The organism is Pseudidiomarina terrestris (genome assembly GCF_030466405.1).
Taxonomy (GTDB): Bacteria; Pseudomonadota; Gammaproteobacteria; order Enterobacterales; family Alteromonadaceae; genus Pseudidiomarina; species Pseudidiomarina terrestris.
The window spans coordinates 23678-44147 of the sequence record NZ_JAGGJF010000005.1 but is presented as its reverse complement, the minus strand read 5'-3'; the positions used below and the strand labels follow the sequence as shown (position 1 = coordinate 44147).

Sequence of the window (20470 nt, the reverse complement as noted above, 5' to 3'; positions counted from 1 at the left end):
TGTCACCTAACCTTAGTAAGTCCGCGCTTTTGGCGGGAATGCCTCACGCAGCGTAGGCTGCATATTTACTTCACGTTTCACCATTTCTTCGGCTTCCGGACGGTACACTGAGTGTACTAACCAGTTGTCGTCATCACGGTCCGGAAAGTCTGCACGGCTGTGCGCGCCACGGCTTTCGGTACGGAAGTTTGCTGCCACCGCAGTCGAATACGCAGTTTCCATCAAGTTATCAAGCTCAAGGCACTCGATACGCTGCGTGTTAAATTCTTTACTGGTGTCATCAAGACGCGCGTTTTTCAGGCGCTCGCGGATATCATTCAGTTCCGCCAGACCTTCTTTCATCGCTTCGCCTTCACGGAACACCGAGAAGTTCAGCTGCATGCACTTCTGCAAATCTTTCTTAATTTGCACTGGGTCTTCGCCCTGTTGGGTGTTTTCCCAACGTTGCGTGCGCGCCAAAGCTGCATCAATGTCGTCCTGACTGGCTTCACGTGCTTCAGTGTTCGCAGCCAGAGCTTCACCAAGGTGCAGACCAGTCGCACGGCCGAAGACCACCAAATCAAGCAGTGAGTTACCACCAAGGCGGTTTGCGCCGTGTACAGAGACACAAGCGATTTCGCCACAGGCAAACAGACCTTGAATCGGTGTAGCTTTGCCTTGGCTATCAATCTGCAATGCCTGACCGTTCACATCCGTTGGGATACCGCCCATCATGTAGTGACAAGTTGGGATAACCGGAATCGGTTCTTCTGCCGGATCAACGTGCGCGAAGGTCTTGGCCAGATCACAGACGCCTGGCAGACGGCTTTCCAACACGTCACGACCAAGATGGTCAAGCTTCAATTTCAGGTGTGTACCCAACGGCCCTTCACAACCACGACCTTCACGAATTTCTGTCATCATCGACCGAGCGACAACGTCACGTGAGGCTAAGTCTTTAGCGTTCGGCGCATAGCGCTCCATGAAGCGCTCACCGTCTTTATTCAGGAGGTAACCACCTTCACCACGGCAACCCTCGGTGACCAATGTCCCCGCACCGGCAATACCGGTTGGGTGGAACTGCCACATTTCCATGTCCTGTAAAGGTACGCCGGCACGCAATGCCATACCAACGCCGTCACCGGTGTTGATGTGTGCATTGGTGGTCGAGGCGTAGATGCGCCCTGCACCACCCGTTGCTAATACAACGGCTTTGGCTTTAACGTAAAAGATCTCACCCGTTTCGATGTTCAGTGTGGTTACACCCACCACTGCACCATCCTGGTTTTTGACCAGGTCAAGGGCATACCACTCTGAAAATACAGTGGTTTTGTTTTTGACGTTCTGCTGATACAGCAAGTGCAATAAGGCATGACCGGTACGGTCAGCTGCAGCGGCAGTACGCGCGGCCTGTTCGCCGCCGAATGATTTTGACTGACCACCGAACGGACGCTGATAAACTTTACCGCTTTCAAAACGTGAAAACGGCAAGCCCATGTTTTCCAGTTCCAGAATTGCTTCCGGACCGGTTTTACACATGTACTCGATGGCATCCTGGTCGCCAATATAGTCCGAACCTTTCACGGTATCGAACATGTGCCATTCCCAGTTATCTTCATGGGCGTTACCCAGAGCAACGGTGATACCACCTTGCGCAGAAACCGTATGGGAACGGGTGGGGAAGACTTTTGACATCAGCGCACAGGTCATGCCTGATTCTGAAATCTGTAATGCTGCGCGCATACCTGCGCCGCCAGCACCGATGACTACTGCATCAAATTCTAAAGTTTGTACGCTCACTTACACACCCTCCACAGGCCACACTACGAGTAAACCGGCGAGCCAGTACACGATGAGCGCGACGCTTACTACGAATTGAATGAAAGCTCGTAAGCCAGAGATTTTGACGTAATCAGTCAGTACCTGCCAGATACCGATCCAGCCATGCACTAACACTGAGGTTAATGCCAGCATGGTAAAGATTTTCATGCCAAGGTGACCAAATAAATTGGTCCAGACGGCGTAGTTCAGAGTGTCTGCTGACACTAAGAAGCTGACCATAAAGATGGTATACAACGCCATGATAATTGCTGACGCACGTAGCAGGATAAAGTCATGCGTACCGCTACGGCCAAATGTTGATGCTACTTTTACCATAACCAAACCCCAGCTAAAACAGAGAGTACGACACCCAGTACGAATGAGATCTGAGCTGTGATTCGACCGGACTCGAGCCCTTCGAAATAACCCATATCCATAATCATGTGCCGTATGCCAGCAAGCAGGTGGTAACCAAGTGCAGTAAGAATGCCCCAGGCGATAAACTTAGCAATGAAGCCGGTGAATAATTCATGCACCATTGCAAAGCCTTCGGCTGATTGCAGTGAAGTCGCTAAAGCCCAGACTAACAAACCTACGGAAACCAACATAATAACGCCGGAAATTCGATGTAGGATTGAGCTGATTGCAGCTGCCGGGAAGCTGATAGTTGTAAGTTCTAAATTTACAGGTCTTTGTTTTTTCACGATTGTTGTGCCTTTCAGAAAAGCATTGTTAACATGCTCGGAACTTCAAACATCCTCGTTCCTCCACTTACACCAAATTCAGATAAGCAAGGGAACAGAGAACCCTGTGAGATCGCCGCCAAAGTATATAAGCCATAGCCTTGAATTACAATTCTCTAGCGCCGACTTTCCATGAAAAACGTTAATTTTTTCGGTTTAGATCAACAGACTGTAAACTCGCTCTTGATGCAACACTACCTTAGTCGTATACACAGACCTTACAGAAGGAAGTATAAACCTAATGGTATACGCGATAGACTGTAAAACAGTGTCATCCAATTGCCACATGGATGCGTAATAATGGCAGTTTTACTTGACGGCTCTCAACCTTTGACTGCGAATTAAACAGCTGTTTGAATTGACAGGAGTGGTTAAGATCAAGTAAATTCTATCGCCCTTTTTAGTGATGAAGCAGACTCAAACAAGGAGATTTCCTTATGGCTGATCGTAAAGCCACCCTGCAGATTGACGGCCAATCCATTGAACTACCAGTGTTATCTGGTACAGCCGGCTATGATGTAATTGACGTGCGTACTTTAGGCAAACACGGGTACTTCACGTTTGACCCAGGCTTCCTTGCCACGGGTTCATGCGAATCAAAGATCACCTATATCGATGGTGAGAAAGGCATTCTTCTGCACCGCGGATACCCGATTGATCAGCTCGCGACCCAAGCGGACTATCTCGAAGTATGTTACATGCTGCTCCACGGTGAAGCGCCGAACGCGCAAGAGTACACTAAATTCCAACAGACCATCACCAATCACACCATGGTGCATCAAGGTCTGCATAACTTCTTTAACGGCTTCCGTCGCGATGCGCATCCGATGGCCATGCTTTGTGCCGTCACTGGTGCGTTGTCTTCGTTCTATCACGATGACCTTGATATCCACGACGAGAAGCAGCGCCTGCGTAGCGCATACCGCCTGATCGCGAAGATGCCTACCATCGCAGCCATGGCGTATAAATTCAGCATTGGCCAGCCTTTCGTTTATCCGAAAAATGAGCTGTCCTACTCTGAGAACTTCCTCAACATGATGTTCTCGGTACCAGCTGAAGACTACAAAGTGAACCCGGTGATTGCCAAGGCAATGGACCGTATTTTCACCTTGCATGCTGACCACGAGCAAAACGCGTCCACCTCGACCGTCCGCCTGGCAGGCTCATCAGGTGCGAACCCGTACGCGTGTATCGCAGCCGGTGTCGCATCGCTATGGGGCCCTGCGCACGGTGGCGCTAACGAAGCCTGCTTGCGTATGCTGAAAGAAATCGGCAGCGTCGATAACATTCCGAAGTACATTGACAAAGCAAAAGACAAAGATGACCCGTTCCGCCTGATGGGCTTCGGTCACCGCGTCTATAAGAACTTTGATCCGCGGGCAACCGTGATGCGCGACAGTGCGCACGAAGTACTTAAAGAACTGAATATCAGCGATCCACTACTGGACGTCGCCATGGAGCTTGAGCGTATTGCGCTTGAAGACCCCTACTTTGTTGAGAAGAAATTGTACCCGAACGTTGATTTCTACTCCGGCATCATTTTGAAAGCCATTGGCATTCCGACCAACATGTTTACCGTGATTTTCGCGCTATCGCGCACGGTCGGCTGGATTTCACACTGGCATGAGATGATGGGCGAAGCGAATCAGAAAATCGGTCGCCCTCGTCAGCTTTATACTGGTGAAGCACAACGCGACTTTACGCCTATCAAGCGTTAGTTCGCAGTTTTCGCCATTAATTAGTAAAAAAGCACGCTCCGGCGTGCTTTTTTTATTTCTGGCGTCGGTAAATGTAACCAAGTGTAACCAGAACCACTCTCCGATATACCCTAAGATACTGTTTTTAAATGCATTTGCTTAAATTCCCCGTCAACGCCTTCAATCTTGGCACGCTACCTGCATAAACTTAATCATCATCGTCATCGTCTTAATCTCTAATCCGTCATGACGAGCAATGAATGAGTAAAACAGGGACCAAACAATGAAAACTAAATCTGTACGAATCAACTCAAGTTTTGTCGGCTTGACCGCTTTAATTCTGACTTCAAGTCTGTTGCTAAACGGTTGCGGTCAGGCCGACGCCTCTAATCAAACGGCCACGCAAGAAGAGGAAGTGGTCGTCCGCATTCCAGTGGCGACTCAGGATGTTGCTCGTAGTGCCATTACTTCAAGCTTCAAAACTACAGCAACGCTTGAAGCGCGCGACGAGACCGACGTCATTAGCAAAGCCAATGGCATCGTTGAAGACATTTATGTCGAGGAAGGCCAGCATGTTGAGCAAGGGCAGCTGTTAGCAAAACTGCGCGATGAAGAATATCGCATTCAGTTGGCCCAGGCTCAGGCAGAGCTCAACAGCATCCAGCAGGAATTACGCCGGGTCAAGGATATGGCAGAACGCGACATGATCAGCGCCGACGCGTACGACAAACTGCGTTATCAGGCGGACCTGTTACAGGCACGTTTTGACATGGCCAAATTGAACCTGGCCGAAACTGAGATCCGAGCGCCTATTTCGGGCGTGGTCGCCACTCGTTATGCCAAAACAGGCAATATGATTAGCCAGTATCAGGCACAAAAGCTATTCCACATCATCGCCCTGGATGAGCTGGAAGGGAATCTGTATCTGCCTGAGCGTGAATTGCAGTTCGTCGCTGTCGGCCAAACCGCCCAGCTGCGGCTGAGTGCGCTGCCCAACCAGGTCGTCGATGCCCGGGTAGCGCGTATCAGTCCGATGGTCGATACCCAGAGCGGTACCTTTAAAGTGGTGTTGAGCGTCAGCAACCCAGAGCAGCAGCTTAAAGCCGGCATGTTTGCTCATGTCAGCCTGCATTATGCTACCCACGATGACACTGTTACGGTACCGCGTTATGCCGTGCAGAGTCTTGACGGGCAACACTCTGTCTTCATCGTCGACAGTGACGGTGTCGCACATAAAAAAGATGTGCAACTGGGATTTGAAGATGAAACCCATGTTGAGATTCTCGCCGGCGTTGAGGCAGGTGACCGTCTGGTGGTAAGTGGTCAGGCCAATCTGAAAGATGCCGCTTTAGTTGAGGTCATCAAGAGCGAGCAACAATCATGAGTCTGGCGCGTCTGGCAGTTCGGCGTCCAGTAACGGTCGCCATGTTTACCTTGGCTGTTTTATTGTTTGGGATGGTGTCATTAGGCCGGATTCCGGTCACCCTGTTACCGGATCTTGCCTACCCTACCCTTACCGTCCGGACCGACTATCCTGGCGGCGCCCCGGGCGAAGTTGAACAACTGGTCAGTAAGCCTGTTGAGGAAGCTCTGGGCACCGTCAAAGGTGTACAGCGGATTGAATCCATCTCGCGCGCAGGCCAGAGCGATGTGCTGCTTGAGTTTGCCTGGGGCACCAATATGGACATGGCAAGTCTTGATGTCCGCGAAAAAATGGATCTGGTCAATCTGCCGCTGGATATTGAAAAACCAACCTTGTTACGGTTTAACCCGGCAGAAGAACCGATTTACCGGCTCACCTTAGGGTTTGATGGTACAACTGAACCGAATGTCGCTGAATTGAAACGCTTGCGCACCTTTGCTGAAGAAGAGCTCAAGCGTCATCTGGAGAGCGTGGAAGGCGTTGCCTCAGTGCGTCTTGGCGGCGGCCTGGAAGATGAAATTCAGGTGTTGGTCGATGAGCAACAAGCGACGCAGCTGCAAGTTCCAATGAGCTTAATCATGCAGCGCCTGCGCGAGGAAAATATTAATTTATCCGGCGGCCGCCTTGAGGCGCAACGCGCTGAATACCTGGTACGGACGCTGAACCAGTTTCAGAACCTGGACGACATCCGTTCGATTTACATCGCCACCCGTAATGACCGCCCAATTCTGCTGCGCGATCTTGCCAGCGTTGAAAACAGTTACAAAGAGCGTGATTCCATCAGTCGTATTGGCGGTCGTGAGGCCGTGGAAGTGTCCCTTTATAAAGAAGGTGACGCCAATACCGTACAGGTCTCAAAAGCTATCCAGGCGCATCTGCGACACCTGCAAACTAGCAAACTCATCCCTGACGTTTATCAAGTTGAGCCGATCGCGGATCAGGCTGTCTTTATTGAAGCTGCGATTGCCGAAGTTCGTGACGCAGCCATCATTGGTGGCTTGCTGGCGATGATCATTATCTATCTGTTCCTGCAGCGGCTATGGCCGACGGTGATTATCTCACTGGCAATTCCGGTCTCGATTATCGCCACCTTTAACCTCATGCATGGCTATCAGATCTCGTTAAATATGATGTCCCTTGGGGGGATCGCTCTCGCCGTCGGTATGTTAGTTGATAATGCCATTGTGGTGCTGGAAAATATTGCCCGTCACCGTGAACACAAAGGGGAAGCAGAGGCAGCTGAAACCGGTGCCAGTGAAGTGACAGGTGCAATTATCGCCTCCACCTTAACCACCATGGCGGTGTTCTTTCCGCTGGTGTTTGTCGAGGGCCTGGCAGGACAATTGTTTGCCGATCAAGCGCTGACGGTGACCTTCTCCTTACTTGCGTCATTATTTGTCGCTCTAACACTGATCCCAATGCTCTCTGCCAAGCAACGTAGCGCGGATGCCACCATAACTGACCGCCAGCACTTCCCTGCTGCGGCCAAGCGCAGCGGCTGGCGTTTCTGGTTGATGACACCTTTACTGCTAGTGTTTCGCTGGTTACCGCTGGCCATTGTGGCACTCATTACCTTGCTCTGGCGCAGCCTGGCAAAAGGCTTGGGCTGGCTGGTAACTCCGGTATTAAGAGGCTTTGACTGGGGTTATCAACGTCTGGCAATAACTTATCAACGCGTACTGAGCTTTGCGCTGCAACAAGCAAAACTTACCCTCGGTGCTATCGTGCTGGTTGCAGCAGCCTGCTATGCGCTGGTGCCCTTGCTGCCGGTAAGTTTGTTGCCCAGCATGGCACAAGGCGAATTTTATGTGGAAGTTGAACTGCAGCCCGGAGCAACTATTTATGAAACCGATGCAGTTTTAGCAGGCTTTGCCCGCCACCTGGCCAATCAGCCGGAGCTTGTGAGTCAGGTCGAGCGCTCCTTTAGTATCGCCGGCACAGGCAGCCTGTTAAACGCCGCTCCCGGGCAAAATGGCAATCAGTGGGGTCGCTTCAACGTGGTGATGGCAAGCGACAGTGATACCCTTGCCGAAGAGCGTGTGCAAAACGAGTTACGCCACTACGCACAGCAGTTACCAGGCGTCCAAATTAAGTTTGGCCGGCCGGAGCTTTTTAGTTTCAGTAGTCCCATCGCTATTGAAGTCATTGGCTATGACATCGAACTACTGCAACAGGCGGCGCAAACCTTGGCAAAGAATTTAGAAGAACACCAGCAGTTCACCGATATTCGTACCAATATGAGTGATGGACAGCCCGAAATTGCTATTTATTTTGATCATTCCCGACTCGCTCAATATGGCTTGACCAGTGCTGATGTGTCCGAACTCCTCGCCACCAAAATTGGCGGCCGGGTGGCAACACAGTTTAGCCTGGACGATCGCAAAATTGATATTCTGGTGCGCAGTCAGGCCAGTGATCGGGACTCCTTACGCGACCTGCAACAACTGGTCATCAATCCTGGTGCGGCGCGCGAAATTCCATTGCAGGCCGTGGCCGAGATCGAACAAGTGATGGGCCCCAGTGAAATTACCCGTATTGATCAGCAACGGACCGCCATGGTCCAGGCGAACCTGGCCTTTGGCGACCTCGGCAGCGCCGTCAGTACAGCACAACAAGTGGTCGCTGACACTCAATTACCGCTTACCATTAAAGCCAATGTTGCAGGGCAGAGTGAAGAAATGCAGCGCTCGTTTCAGTCGTTACAATTTGCGCTCGTACTCGCGATATTCCTGGTTTACCTCATCATGGCTTCGCAATTTGAGTCGCTCTTGCATCCATTTTTTATCTTATTCAGTGTGCCGCTGGCAGGCGCAGGGTCCGTACTTGGGCTGTATCTGATGGGCACCGAACTCAGTGTCATCGTTTTCATCGGCTTAATTATGCTGGCCGGGATTGTGGTCAACAATGCCATTGTGCTGGTCGATCGAATTAATCAGCTCCGCAGCGAGGGAGAAACGCGTTATAACGCCGTTTTCCAGGCTGCTCAGCAGCGCTTACGCCCAATTCTTATGACCATGTTTACCACAGTGCTTGGCCTCATGCCCCTGGCCATTGGTCTGGGTGAAGGCGCAGAAATCCGCGCACCTATGGCAATCAGTGTTATCGCGGGACTATTGTTCTCGACTTTATTGACCTTATTCTTCATCCCTTGCCTGTACCTGCTGGTGGATCGCAAGCAGGTGCGCAGTAAGACCTTAACGGAGGGCGCATAATGACTGCAGCAAAGCTAGGTGCAGCCCTGGCGCAGTTCGCACTGCGCCGTCCCGTAACCATTTGCATGATTTTCCTGTCGATGCTGCTGCTGGGAGCGATCAGCTCTCGGTTACTGCCACTGGAGAAATTTCCGGGTATCGAAATTCCCGAAATCATGGTCACAGTGCCCTATCCAAACTCCACCCCGCAAGAGGTCGAGCGACTCATCACCCGGCCGCTGGAGGAAGCCCTTGCCACTCTCAGCAACGTCAAGCGCATGCGTTCGTTCTCCAGCAGCGACAATGCGCAGCTGTCGCTGCAATTTGAGTGGGGCGAGGACGTCAATGCCAAAGGCATTGAAGCGCGGGAGAAAGTGGATGGCATGCTGCATTTACTGCCCGACGATATTGAGCGAGTGCAGGTGTTGCAGTTTAACACTGAAGACATGCCAGTGTTTCAATTGCGGATCTCAAGCCAGCGCGATTTAAGTAATGCCTACGACTTGCTGGATCGCAGTCTGCGCCGACCGATTGCAAGGGTTGATGGCGTTTCCCAGGTGACCTTGTATGGGGTCGAGAAACAGAACATAGTGATTCGTTTGGCACAAGAGAAACTGCTGCAACACAATCTAAGCGCGGCCGACATCACAGCGCGCTTACAACAAGCTAACTTTGCGCTGACCGCAGGCTATATTGAGAATCCCAACGAGCGCATTCTGATCAATCCAAAGGGAGAATTTCAGTCGGAATATGAAATCCGCAACCTGCCGATCACCGCGCGCTTAAAGCTGGGCGATATTGCTACGGTTACTCGCGAGATGCCACGTCGAGTTGACGGTCGTCACCTCGATCAAACCTATGCGATCGGCATGGATATTTTTAAGGAATCAAGTGCCAACCTGGTGGATGTGTCGCAGCGCGTCATGCAAGTTATCAACGACATACGCGACGACCCGCAGTTTAACGGTATCAATCTGTTCGTTATGAATGATACTGCGGACGGGGTGACCACCTCATTGAATGATTTGTTGATGGCGGGTCTGCTGGGTGCGCTGTTGTCCTTTATTGTGCTGTACCTGTTTTTACGCAATATCGTCATCACGCTGGTGGTAGTACTGTCAGTGCCGATTGCCATTTGTATTGCCCTTGGCGGCATGTATTTCCTCGGCTATTCGCTAAACGTACTGTCTTTGATGGGGTTAATGCTGGCCGTGGGAATGTTGGTCGACAATGCCGTCGTCATCACCGAAAGTATTCAGCACGAGCGCGAAGCCGGCTATGACGCCGAAGCTGCCACACTGCGCGGGGTTGGCAACGTCTCTATGGCAGTTATCGCCGGTACGCTGACCACGGCTATCGTATTTTTGCCTAATATTTTTGGTAAAAAAATCGACCTGACCATCTTTCTCGAACACACAGCAGTTGCGATCTGTTTGTCATTGCTGGCATCGTTACTGGTTGCCCAGACCCTGATTCCGCTGCTTGCCAGCAAGCTCAACCGGGCCATGAAGCCGCGTGCAAAACCTGTCAATGCTAAACCCTCTCGCTATCGCCGGCTGCTGGAGTGGAGCTGGCGTCACCCGCGCTGGACCGGGGTGTTCGCAATCGCCATTCTGGCCAGTATCGCTGTGCCCTTTGCCGGGGTAAGCGGTGACCAGGAACCGCAAGGTTTTAATGACCGCCTGTTCCTCAATTACAATTTGCACCAACACTACAGCCTTGCTGAGGTGGAGGATGAAGTTGCCCGTTTCGAGGATTTCCTCTACCAGAATCAGGAAGCGTTTTACATCGATGCGGTGTACAGCTATTACACCCCCAGCTACGCAATCTCAACCTTGCTGCTCAAGCCGGATCGTCCGGTGAAGCTCAGCGTGCTGATGGAACAGATGCGTGAGCAGTTCCCGAAAATGCTGCGCAGTGAACCGCAATTTGGTTTTGGCGGCGGTGGTGAAGGTGTGCGGGTGACGCTGACGGGTCAGTCGACCGATGTACTCGAAGACATAGCACAGCGGTTTGTGCCTGCCATCGCAGACATCGAGGGCTTAAATGACGTGCGCAGCGAGAGCGAAGCGGGTCAATTTGAGTATCTGGTACGCATTGATCGCGAACGTGTCCACCGTCTCGGCCTCAGTAGTGCTGACGTCGCCCGACAAGTAGCAACCGCCCTCCGCGGCCAGCGTTTACGCTCCTTCCGTGGTGACCCCAATGGCGAGATCCCAATGCGCGTTGCCTTTGACAAAGAACTCGAGTATTCCCTCGAAGCTTTGCAAAATTTACCGGTACTGCAGCATGAAGGCCGCGTCATCCCCTTGCATGCCGTTGCCAGCTTCGAAGTGCAGCCGCGCTTAGGCGAAATCCGACGTCTCGACCGCCGCACTTCGCTGGCGATTCAAGCCAACCTGGATGATGAACTGCCACTTAATGAGGCGCGCGACAAGCTCACCGCCGCACTGAGCCAGTTAAGCCTGCCAGATGGCTACAGCTGGAGCCTGGACGGCAGCTTCCAGCGCCAGCAGGAAGCTGAGAATGTCATGCTGGTCAATACGCTGCTCGCTGTGGCACTGATTTACATCGTGATGGCGGCATTATTTGAGTCGGTATTATTGCCAACCGCGGTCATTACCTCGTTGTTATTCTCCATCGTCGGGGTGTTCTGGGCGCTCTTTATCACCGGCCAGTCGATCACCATCATGGCCATGATCGGCATTCTGATTCTAATGGGAATAGTGGTGAACAATGGCATCGTGCTTGTCGATCGTATTAACCAGCTACTGGCCGATGGCTATGAACTTAAAGATGCGATCATCGATGGCAGCGTAAGTCGTTTACGCCCAATCCTGATGACCGTAGCCACCACTGTACTTGGTCTGGTACCGCTGGCCTTTGGCACCACCCAGATTGGCGGTGATGGCCCGCCGTATGCGCCTATGGCTATCTCTATTATTGGCGGACTATTGCTTTCCACGCTGACCAGTCTGTTCCTGGTGCCTTATGTCTACGCGCGGTTACTCTGGTGGCGGGAACGCTGGCACGCCTTGAAACAACGTGCCAGCACTATGGTTAGTCGAGTAATTGCTGGTTAGCTCGTTCTAAGTCGGCTGGCGTATCTATGCCAGCCGGCGGATTAACGATGGCCTCGGCAACATGGATGCGTTCACCGTACCAGAGCACCCGTAGCTGCTCGAGCGACTCAATGGCTTCTAATGGGCTGGGTTCCCACTCAATGTAACGCCACACAAAGCCAGCGCGATAGGCGTAGATACCGATATGACGTTTATAGGCGGCGCGCTCCCCCAGACGATCGTGATTCAGTGCATCGCGCTCATAAGGGATAGGTGCGCGCGAAAAATAAAGCGCATAGCCGTTGGCATCCGTGACCACTTTCACAGCATTTGGATTCAGTACTTCCTCCAGATTATGGATCGGCACCGCCAGTGTGGCCATGTGCGCGGCCCGCTGATTCATTAGATTATCCGCTACCTGACGAATAATTTCCGGGGGAATAAAGGGCTCATCGCCCTGCACATTCACCACCACATGGTCATCGGCAATCGCCAGGTAATCAATGACTTCAGCAATTCGTTCCGTGCCCGACTGATGGTGGTTAGCGGTCAACATCGCCCGCCCACCGAAGTCTTCGACAGCATCAACAATACGCTGATCGTCGGTTGCTACAATCACCTCGGCAGCGCCCGCTGCAGCAGCACGCTCGTACACGCGCTGAATCATCGATTTGCCACCAATCATGGCCAGTGGCTTGCCAGGTAAACGTGTTGACGCATAACGCGCCGGTATAATCACCGTAAAGCTCATTTCGGCATCTGCTCCAAATCCTGTGTGCTCAATGTTCGCGCGGCACTGGTCATAAGTATGGGGATCTCGTCACGTACCGGAAAAGCCATACGATCGCCCCGGCAAACAAGCTCTTTACTCTGCGCTAACCAAACCAACCGCCCTTTGCAAACAGGGCAGACAAGTAAAGCTAAGGTCCGTTCATCAAGCGCCATGTTTAAATCTCTTTAAGGTTGCGTCAAGGTGTCGCCAGAAGGTTTCCGGCAAATCTGCTGTAACCGGTAAATAATAGCAATCCTGATGCGCAATACCACGCCATTTCATCGCGTCTTTTTCGGTCATCAGCAGGACATCATAACTTTTCAGTTGCTCAGCATCATGAGCATCGAAGGACTGATGGTCGGCGTAGCTGCGCGTCGCAAATTCGCGCGACTCGAGCGCACGGACGGTATCAAAAAACCGTTGCGGGTGACCAATCCCGGCCAGTGCCAGGGTGCTCCCCTGCGGCAACGCAGTCACCTCATCATCATCGCTGACCCGGCGCCAGTGTGATGGCTGTAAGCTCATACTGTAACAGTGATTCAGCGCTCGCAACTGATCGGCCAGGCTGGGGGATTCGGCGAGATCACCGTTAATGATCACCGCGTCGACGTCGCCTAAGCGTCGCGTTGGTTCACGCAAGGGTCCGATAGGTAAGCGCCAGCCATTTCCCAGTCCACGCCGACCGTCAATAACAGCAATTTCAAACTGGCGTGGCAAGGCGTAATGTTGCAGCCCATCGTCACTGATAAGCACCGTCGTTCCGGGCGCATCGCGCAACGCCTGCATGGCGGCTGCGCGGCGGTCCGGGGCGACCACCACCGGAACCTTCGCACGCTGAGCGAGCAATAACGGTTCATCGCCACAAGCAGCAGCAGCGCTACTTGCTGACACTGTCAGCGGAAACGGGCCTTTGCCGCCATAGCCACGAGAAATAATAGCGGGCTGCTCGCCACGCGCTTTCAGGTGCTCCACCAGCGCCAGCGTGACGGGAGTTTTACCGGTGCCGCCGACACTGATATTGCCGACCACGATGACCGGCACCGGCAATGCCTTTGCCGGTATCAACCGGTAACGCCAGCGCCGCAAGGTACTGAGCACGACAAACAGCGCATGCAGCGGCAGTAACAGCCAAAGGTAAGGGGCAACTTTAGTGTTGTACCACGCGCGCTCTAACGCCATTAGCCGAGCTCACCACTGAACTGCAGACTGTACAGCTGATAGTAGGCGCCCTCGCGCTCCAGTAATTCCTGATGACTGCCGCGCTCAATCACGGCGCCATCTTCCAGCACCAGGATTTCATCGGCTTTTTCAATGGTCGATAAGCGGTGTGCGATAACAATGGAAGTACGATTCTGCTGCAATGCCTGCAGAGCACTTTGGATATGACGTTCAGATTCTGTATCCAGGGCTGAGGTCGCCTCATCCAGGATCAGGATAGGCGCATCGCGCAGTAGTGCCCTTGCGATAGCAATACGCTGACGCTGACCGCCGGATAACATCACGCCGTTCTCGCCCACGGTAGTATCCAGGCCATTGGGCATATTGTCGGTGAACTCCGTCACGTAAGCTTGTTCGGCAGCACGCCGAACAGCCTCAGGGCTTGGCTTACCTTGTGCACCGTAGGCAATATTGTTGGCAATACTGTCATTAAACAAGGTCACATGCTGTGACACCAGCGCAAACTGGCGGCGTAAAGATTTCAGCCGATAGTCATAAATATCGACATCATCAAGTTTGATAAGACCCTCTTGCGGGGTATAAAACCGTGTCAGCAAATTTGAGATGGTCGATTTGCCGCTGCCCGAGCGTCCCACAAGTGCCAACGTCTTACCTGGCTCGACATGGAAACTTACATCAGCCAGTGCCGGGCTTTCAGTCTCATTATAAGTGAAATTGACGTGCTCAAATTTAATATCACCGCGGGTACGTTCGATATTCCGCTTACCCGTATCTGCTTCGGCATTCTCATCCAGCACACTGAAAATACTTTGTGCCGCGGCGATACCACGCTGAAAGTCACTGTTAACAGTAGTGAGCTGTTTCAACGGACGCAGCAGCATGATCATGGCCGTCAGCAACGTCGTGAAGGCACCCGCGGACAGTTGCGCCAGCATATCCGGAAAGCTAGCCAGCACCAGTACCATCGACAAACTAAAGGATGCAATCAGCTGAATCAGAGAGGTGCTCAGGCTTTGCGCATTAATCAACTTCATGTTCTGGTTGCGGGTGATGTTATTAATGGTTGAGAAGCGCTTTGATTCACGCTTTTGTCCTTCGTACATGACCACGACTTTATGGCCATTAATCATCTGCTCAGCCGTGGTGGTGACATCACCCATCGCGGTCTGAATACGCGTCGATACTTTGCGAAAGCGCTTTGATACGACCGCCACGATCTTGGCAATTAAGGGGCCAACAATCAAAAATACCAGTGACAGCTGCCAGCTATGGTAAAACATCAATGACAACAGACCGATAACAAAGGCACCTTCACGGATCAGGATCAGCACTGCCCTGCTACTTGCTTCTGCAACCTGCTGCGTGGTGTAGGTAATTTTAGAAATTAAATCGCCGGTTGAATGCCGATCGTGAAAGGAAACGGGAAGTTTCATCATGTGATCAAATAACTGCTGTCGCAGTGTCGTCACCACACGAAAACCGACCCAATTCAGGAAGTAGGTCGAAATAAAGTTAAACAGGCCACGCAAGATGAAGATCACAGGAACAAAAATCGCACCGTACAACAGTATCTTTGGATTACTGCTGGTAAGGCCGTCATCAATCAGAGTTTCAATCTGAGAAAAGAAGAAGGTATCAACGGCTGCGTAGCCGAGCATCCCCACTATCGAGAACAAAAAGGCAGCGCGATAGGGTTTGATGTAGCCCATCAGGCGGCGAAATGTCTTTTGTTTTACAGTCTCTGCATTCATGCATCGGTTTCTAATAGCAAATAATGACATCATTCTAACCGTTTTCCCGGCCCACTGGCTAGTTTCTGCGAATTCAGCGCGCTGACGGGTCATGAGGGTCGACATCAAACCAGCTGCCAAAGTGCTGCGCCAGTGGCTGCCAGGCTTGCCAACGCCGGCCATCGGTCCATAAGGTGATTTGCCCACCGCGGGCAGTGTCGAGCATAGTGATGCGGTGTCCGGCATAGCGCGCGACCACCTCCGGATGGGCCTGTCCGTAAGGGTTATTGCGCCCCCGGCTCACTAACGCCAGTGAAGGTTGCACATGACGGATAAAGTAGTCTTCCGAGGAGCTTTTACTGCCATGATGGGGCACCACCAGAATTTCCGCGCTGACCGGTGCCAGCCGCGCCAGCAACTGGCGCTCCGCTGTTTTTTCGATATCGCCGGTGACCAAAATCCGTACATTATCAAACTGCAGTAGCACGACACAGGAGCTGTTATTACTTTGGTTACCAATGCCCGACTCCTGCGTGGGATGCAGCACCTGCCACTGTACCTCACGCCAGCTGCCACTTTGTCCGGCAACGCACGGTGTGGTACTGGCACCACCGAGCCAGCGAACTGCAGGAAAACGCTGCTGCAACGCGGTGTAACCGCCTTGGTGATCACGATCCGTATGGGTAATAAAGGCCAGCTCAGGGCGCAACCGTTTGCTCTCAAGAAACGGCATAATGACCCGTTCCGCCATAGCAACCGAGCCATCCCAGCTGGCGCCGGTATCGATGAGTAACGCCTGCTGCTGCCGTTGCAACACCAAAGCACTGCCCTGGCCGACATCAAGAACATGCAGAAACAACTGACGACGTTCAGGGATGGCTTCGTACACCAACTGGCACATCACCAGCACCGCCACTGCCACGCCCCGTTGCAGCCAGCGTATTGGCAATAGTAGGATCAGGGTGAAACTCAACAACCAGGACCAGGCGGGCAAGTCAGCAGCCGATAACCATTGCCATGGCTGTTCTGCCAGCCAACCGAGCTGCGGCCAGAGTTGCTGTAGCGGCCAGGCCGCCAACACGAACAGCTGTTCCGCAGCTGCCAGCGCTCCGAGACCGGCCGCCATCACCCCGAGCAGGCCAACAGGCAGTACCCAGAAACTGACCAGCGGTACCACCAGGATATTAATCAGCGCAGCGGCGAGTGAAACCCCACCAAACCAAAGCGCCATGAGCGGCCAGAACAAAATTGTTATCAACCACTCAAAGCGCCACCACTCACGAAATCTGCTCCAGCGCCCCTGATACCTTTGCCAGCGCCAGTTCATAAAAACAATCGCAGCGACAGCCATCACCGAAAGCCAAAACCCTGTGGTCAAAGGCGCCAGCGGTTCCACCAGGATCACCACCACTACCGCACGCAATAAAATACGCGGTGCGCTGACACGCCAACCCAGTTGTTTGTGCAGAACCACGACGCCAAGCATCAGTGCAGCGCGCAACGTGGTAATTGCAAAACCAGACAAAGCTGCATAGGCCATTGCCAAGACCAGCGCCAGCCAAGGCGTATACGCCCATAGGTTGAGCTGATCACGCCGACTTCGGCGCCGCACCAGCAGCCCAAAAGCATGCCAGGTAAGTGCCAGAGCAAAACCTGCCACCAGCGACAGATGTAAACCGGAAATGGCAATCAAGTGTGCCAGCCCGGTGCGCTGTACCAGGGTCCAGTCCGCATCAGACATCTGGTAACGTTCTCCCACCAACAACGCCAGCAACGGCCCTTTGAGTTCAACTTTGCCCAGCGCGGCTTCCACCGCGCTGACCAGATTTTGTCGCCAGCTCACCGCACCGGACAAATACTGCCCACTACGGATGGAACCCAAAGCATTAACGCCCTGACCTAGTAAATAACGGTGATAGCGCATCCCGCCTTCGTTACGGGTTCCCTGCGGGTGACGTAGTCGTACGCTGAACTGCCAGGTCTCACCCTGGCGGGGCAGCCGCTGTGGTGCTTGCGCGTGGGCTTGATACCATTGCAGCCGCGCGATGGGCCGGGATAACAGACTTTGTTCGTCAAGTTTGGTAAGAACCCCGGTTATGCGCCATAATCCGGGGTGGTGATGACTCACCGAGGTGACCTGCATAACGGTGGTCATCGTCGTTTGTGTCCATTGGTCACTTATAAGTGTGCGCTGGACGAAATAGGCGTTGCCAGTGCCCCATAGAATACCGCACAATACGCAGCCTATGAGATGGGTCCGAATATGTTGAAAATAGCTCAACAGAAAACAGCATAAAGCTAACCCCGCGCCAGGCAAATAGAGCCAGACATCGGCGCCAGCTGAGAAGAAAAAGCTCAGCGCGTAGCCCAGAAGAAATGCGCACAACCACCGGTCCATGGACGTTGTACCTATAAGCTAGAGTGACGAGTTGGTAAGCATGCCGAGAAAGTTTTTTCAGCGTATCATGCCCGATCATGATGCGATCAGAAACAGTCGCAGTCTTAAAGTGTTTGGTAAATTACTGCACGATGCGAACCTTTGGCACCTGAATCGCCGATCGGCTTCAGGGGCATTCGCTATCGGCTTATTCTGTGCTTTTATTCCGGTGCCGTTTCAGATGGTACTCGCGGCGGCTGCTGCCATTCCATTTCGGGTGAACTTGCCGCTTTCCATCGCTTTAGTCTGGGTTTCCAACCCTATTACTATGCCACCGTTATTCTACTTCTCTTATCTTGTCGGTACCTGGCTGATTGGTGCACCAGCACAGCCCTTTAACTTTGAACTCTCCTGGGAGTGGCTCGGCCATAGCATCACCACGATAGGGCCGGCATTTTTGCTTGGCTGTCTGGTGCTCGGCACTCTGACCAGTATCCTTGGTTATTTCGTGATCCGTCTACTCTGGCGCCAGTCTGTGGTCAGTGCCTGGCGCGCTCGTGCCCACAGGATTAAGCGCTAATCGCTTTGACCACCGAAATACGCGTGGCCTGCCAGGCCGGATAGAGAGTCGCCAACAAACTTAACAGCAGTGCGACTGTGGCCACCCACAAGATGTCCATGGCCTGTAAACGCACCGGAATGCGATCAACGAAATAAACATCGCTTGCCAGCAGCGAGCTGCCCGTAAAGGACTCCAGCAGGGTGAGCAGAGCCGGTAAGTTAAGACTTAACAAACTGCCGGCAACAACACCCACAGCAATTCCCAACATACCGTTTTGCAGGCCCTGTAATACAAAAATCTTCACCAGACCACCGGCGCGCATACCCATGGTGCGCAAGATACCAATGTGCCGCCGTTTTTCCTGAACCGTCATCACCAGCGTCGAGACAATATTAAAACACGCGACCGCCAACACCAGCACCAGCACCAGATACATCACAGTACGCACCATCTGGATGTCACGGTACAAATGCCCCTGCGCTCGCATCCAATGTTCCAGGAAGACATAATCCTGTAACTGGTAACCAATTTCATTGGCCACGCGTTCGGCGGCAAATAACGCACTGAGTTCCAGCTCAACGCCCGTAATCCCCTGCTCCATTCCTACCAACTGCCGCGCGGTTGCAAGGCTCACATAGCCGAGTTGGTGATCCACCTGACCACCGAATCTGAAGGTTCCGGCAAGGGTAAGTGCTTGCCGTTTGGGCGCCTGGAAGCCACGCTCTGAGGCCACAACCAGAGTGAATTTATCGCCCACTGTCAGGTTGAGCTTAGCCGCCAGGTCTGCACCCAGCACCATGGCACCCGGCTCATGCAAAGCTTGCCAGCTGCTTGCGCTCATATACTCACTGATGGCGTGCGGCGCTGACGGATCCAGTCCGGTCACCTGTACCCCAACAAACTCACGACCTTTTTGCACCAATCCCTGGGTACGAATGACCGGGCGCGCGGCAACCACTTCGGGATGCTGCTCAGCTAACTGGAAAATGGTTTCGGGATACTGCAGCGCACCTTCAACTGCAGTGAACTGGATATGTGGCACCAGTTTTAAAAAGCGCTCTTCCAGCACGTCCGCAAAACCATTCATGACACTGAGTCCGGCAATGAAGACGGTGCAACCCAGCGCAATACCAATGGTTGAAGACGCCGAAATAAAAGACAAGAAGCCACTGCGTTCACGGCCACGCCGGAATCGCCGTGCCAATTGCCAGGCGAGTGCCCAGGAACGCATCATTGCGAGGCCTCGCCCAGCGAGGCCACAATTTTACCATGCTGCAGACGCACCTGTGCCGGCAGACTCTGCGCCAGCTTCAGGTCATGAGTAACAATCACAAAGGCTGTTGCTAATTCCTGATTCAGCTCATGCATCAATGCCATCACTTGCTGCGCGGTGTCATCATCAAGATTACCTGTAGGTTCATCGGCGAGTACCAGTGCCGGTTGGTTGGCTAATGCTCTGGCAATAGCGACCCGTTGGCGTTCACCGCCTGAAAGCTCGGCGGGCCGATGTTCACCGCGTTGCGCCAGGCCTACCCGTTGCAACAACTCGGTGGCGCGCAGGCGGGCTTGCTTCGCGCTTTGACCCTGAATCAACAGCGGCATGGCAATATTCTCCAGCGCCGTGAACTCGGGTAACAGATGATGGAACTGATAAATAAAACCCAGCTGTTGATTACGCCATTCAGCCAGTTTGCGTGGCGACCATTTAGCGATGTCGTTGCCACGGAACAAAATTCTGCCGGTGCTTGGGGTGTCCAGCCCCCCCATGCAATGCAATAAAGTACTTTTACCCGAGCCGGAGCTGCCTACGATCGCCAGCAGCTCGCCATCGTTGACGGAAAAATTTACGCCCTGCAGCACATCGAGATCGTGATTACCGTCCCAATAACATTTACCTACCTGTTCACAAGCTAATAACTCTGTTGTCATAGGTC

Annotated in this window: 15 protein-coding genes; 5 read left to right on the top strand and 10 right to left on the bottom strand. The window is 52.9% G+C overall.

Features of this window, described 5'->3' with window-relative positions:
* Positions 1-12: 12 nt before the first annotated feature.
* From sdhA to sdhC, 3 genes are read right to left on the bottom strand one after another with little or no spacing between them, the layout of a single operon-like run.
* On the bottom strand, positions 13-1779 hold the full coding sequence (gene sdhA / locus J6J34_RS09885) for a succinate dehydrogenase flavoprotein subunit (RefSeq protein ID WP_301774182.1): 1767 nt from the start codon (positions 1777-1779) through the stop codon (positions 13-15).
* Complete coding sequence (gene sdhD, locus J6J34_RS09880; RefSeq protein ID WP_301720626.1) at positions 1780-2136, bottom strand: succinate dehydrogenase, hydrophobic membrane anchor protein; 357 nt, start codon at positions 2134-2136, stop codon at positions 1780-1782. It lies immediately after the preceding gene.
* A complete protein-coding gene (gene sdhC, locus J6J34_RS09875; protein WP_301720627.1) occupies positions 2130-2504 on the bottom strand; it encodes a succinate dehydrogenase, cytochrome b556 subunit in 375 nt (124 codons plus the stop codon). The genes sdhD and sdhC overlap by 7 nt, the downstream gene beginning before the upstream one ends.
* Positions 2505-2980: 476 nt before the next feature.
* On the opposite strand from sdhC, the gene J6J34_RS09870 reads away from it, so the two are divergent.
* The 4 genes from J6J34_RS09870 to J6J34_RS09855 all read left to right on the top strand — a co-directional run bounded on the left by J6J34_RS09870 (position 2981) and on the right by J6J34_RS09855 (position 11937).
* Positions 2981-4261 (top strand): citrate synthase, encoded by a 1281-nt coding sequence (locus J6J34_RS09870; protein ID WP_301720629.1) that lies wholly within the window; start codon positions 2981-2983, stop codon positions 4259-4261.
* A gap of 262 nt (positions 4262-4523) precedes the next feature.
* On the top strand, positions 4524-5624 hold the full coding sequence (locus J6J34_RS09865) for an efflux RND transporter periplasmic adaptor subunit (protein WP_301774180.1): 1101 nt from the start codon (positions 4524-4526) through the stop codon (positions 5622-5624).
* Positions 5621-8875, top strand: coding sequence for an efflux RND transporter permease subunit (locus J6J34_RS09860; protein WP_301898947.1), 3255 nt, complete (start codon positions 5621-5623; stop codon positions 8873-8875). The genes J6J34_RS09865 and J6J34_RS09860 overlap by 4 nt, the downstream gene beginning before the upstream one ends.
* Entirely contained in the window at positions 8875-11937 is a 3063-nt protein-coding gene (locus J6J34_RS09855; RefSeq protein WP_301898946.1) for an efflux RND transporter permease subunit, read from the top strand. Before J6J34_RS09860 ends, J6J34_RS09855 begins: the two co-directional genes overlap by 1 nt.
* Here J6J34_RS09855 and kdsB read toward each other — a convergent pair.
* The 5 genes from kdsB to J6J34_RS09830 form a co-directional block, all read right to left on the bottom strand.
* Positions 11915-12667 (bottom strand): 3-deoxy-manno-octulosonate cytidylyltransferase, encoded by a 753-nt coding sequence (gene kdsB / locus J6J34_RS09850; RefSeq protein ID WP_301720634.1) that lies wholly within the window; start codon positions 12665-12667, stop codon positions 11915-11917. The genes J6J34_RS09855 and kdsB overlap by 23 nt on opposite strands.
* Positions 12664-12861 carry a Trm112 family protein gene (locus J6J34_RS09845; protein WP_301720635.1) on the bottom strand — a complete coding sequence of 66 codons (198 nt, stop codon included), beginning with the start codon at positions 12859-12861 and terminating at the stop codon, positions 12664-12666. The genes kdsB and J6J34_RS09845 overlap by 4 nt, the downstream gene beginning before the upstream one ends.
* Positions 12851-13867, bottom strand: coding sequence for a tetraacyldisaccharide 4'-kinase (gene lpxK, locus J6J34_RS09840; protein WP_301898944.1), 1017 nt, complete (start codon positions 13865-13867; stop codon positions 12851-12853). Before lpxK ends, J6J34_RS09845 begins: the two co-directional genes overlap by 11 nt.
* Positions 13867-15618, bottom strand: coding sequence for a lipid A export permease/ATP-binding protein MsbA (gene msbA, locus J6J34_RS09835; protein ID WP_301720640.1), 1752 nt, complete (start codon positions 15616-15618; stop codon positions 13867-13869). The genes lpxK and msbA overlap by 1 nt, the downstream gene beginning before the upstream one ends.
* Before the next feature lie 73 nt (positions 15619-15691).
* Positions 15692-17995 carry a DNA internalization-related competence protein ComEC/Rec2 gene (locus J6J34_RS09830; protein WP_301898942.1) on the bottom strand — a complete coding sequence of 768 codons (2304 nt, stop codon included), beginning with the start codon at positions 17993-17995 and terminating at the stop codon, positions 15692-15694.
* Positions 17996-18035: 40 nt separating this feature from the next.
* Here J6J34_RS09830 and J6J34_RS09825 point away from each other — a divergent pair, with 40 nt between their 5' ends.
* A complete protein-coding gene (locus tag J6J34_RS09825) occupies positions 18036-18554 on the top strand; it encodes a DUF2062 domain-containing protein (RefSeq protein WP_301720642.1) in 519 nt (172 codons plus the stop codon).
* Here the strand turns inward: J6J34_RS09825 and J6J34_RS09820 are convergent.
* Positions 18544-19770, bottom strand: coding sequence for a lipoprotein-releasing ABC transporter permease subunit (locus J6J34_RS09820; protein WP_301720643.1), 1227 nt, complete (start codon positions 19768-19770; stop codon positions 18544-18546). The two genes, J6J34_RS09825 and J6J34_RS09820, sit on opposite strands and share 11 nt — an antisense overlap.
* The gene (gene lolD / locus J6J34_RS09815; RefSeq protein WP_301720644.1) at positions 19767-20465 is read right to left on the bottom strand and encodes a lipoprotein-releasing ABC transporter ATP-binding protein LolD; all 699 of its coding nucleotides are present in this window, start codon (positions 20463-20465) and stop codon (positions 19767-19769) included. The genes J6J34_RS09820 and lolD overlap by 4 nt, the downstream gene beginning before the upstream one ends.
* Between the last annotated feature and the right edge of the window lie 5 nt (positions 20466-20470).

Coding starts and splice junctions, on each gene's coding strand:
- sdhD (WP_301720626.1), bottom strand. CDS start 2,136: ATGGTAAAAGTAGCATCAACATTTGGCCGTAGCGGTACGCATGACTTT.
- J6J34_RS09870 (WP_301720629.1), top strand. CDS start 2,981: ATGGCTGATCGTAAAGCCACCCTGCAGATTGACGGCCAATCCATTGAA.
- J6J34_RS09865 (WP_301774180.1), top strand. CDS start 4,524: ATGAAAACTAAATCTGTACGAATCAACTCAAGTTTTGTCGGCTTGACC.
- J6J34_RS09860 (WP_301898947.1), top strand. CDS start 5,621: ATGAGTCTGGCGCGTCTGGCAGTTCGGCGTCCAGTAACGGTCGCCATG.
- J6J34_RS09855 (WP_301898946.1), top strand. CDS start 8,875: ATGACTGCAGCAAAGCTAGGTGCAGCCCTGGCGCAGTTCGCACTGCGC.
- kdsB (WP_301720634.1), bottom strand. CDS start 12,667: ATGAGCTTTACGGTGATTATACCGGCGCGTTATGCGTCAACACGTTTA.
- J6J34_RS09845 (WP_301720635.1), bottom strand. CDS start 12,861: ATGGCGCTTGATGAACGGACCTTAGCTTTACTTGTCTGCCCTGTTTGC.
- lpxK (WP_301898944.1), bottom strand. CDS start 13,867: ATGGCGTTAGAGCGCGCGTGGTACAACACTAAAGTTGCCCCTTACCTT.
- msbA (WP_301720640.1), bottom strand. CDS start 15,618: ATGAATGCAGAGACTGTAAAACAAAAGACATTTCGCCGCCTGATGGGC.
- J6J34_RS09830 (WP_301898942.1), bottom strand. CDS start 17,995: ATGGACCGGTGGTTGTGCGCATTTCTTCTGGGCTACGCGCTGAGCTTT.
- J6J34_RS09825 (WP_301720642.1), top strand. CDS start 18,036: ATGCCGAGAAAGTTTTTTCAGCGTATCATGCCCGATCATGATGCGATC.
- J6J34_RS09820 (WP_301720643.1), bottom strand. CDS start 19,770: ATGATGCGTTCCTGGGCACTCGCCTGGCAATTGGCACGGCGATTCCGG.
- lolD (WP_301720644.1), bottom strand. CDS start 20,465: ATGACAACAGAGTTATTAGCTTGTGAACAGGTAGGTAAATGTTATTGG.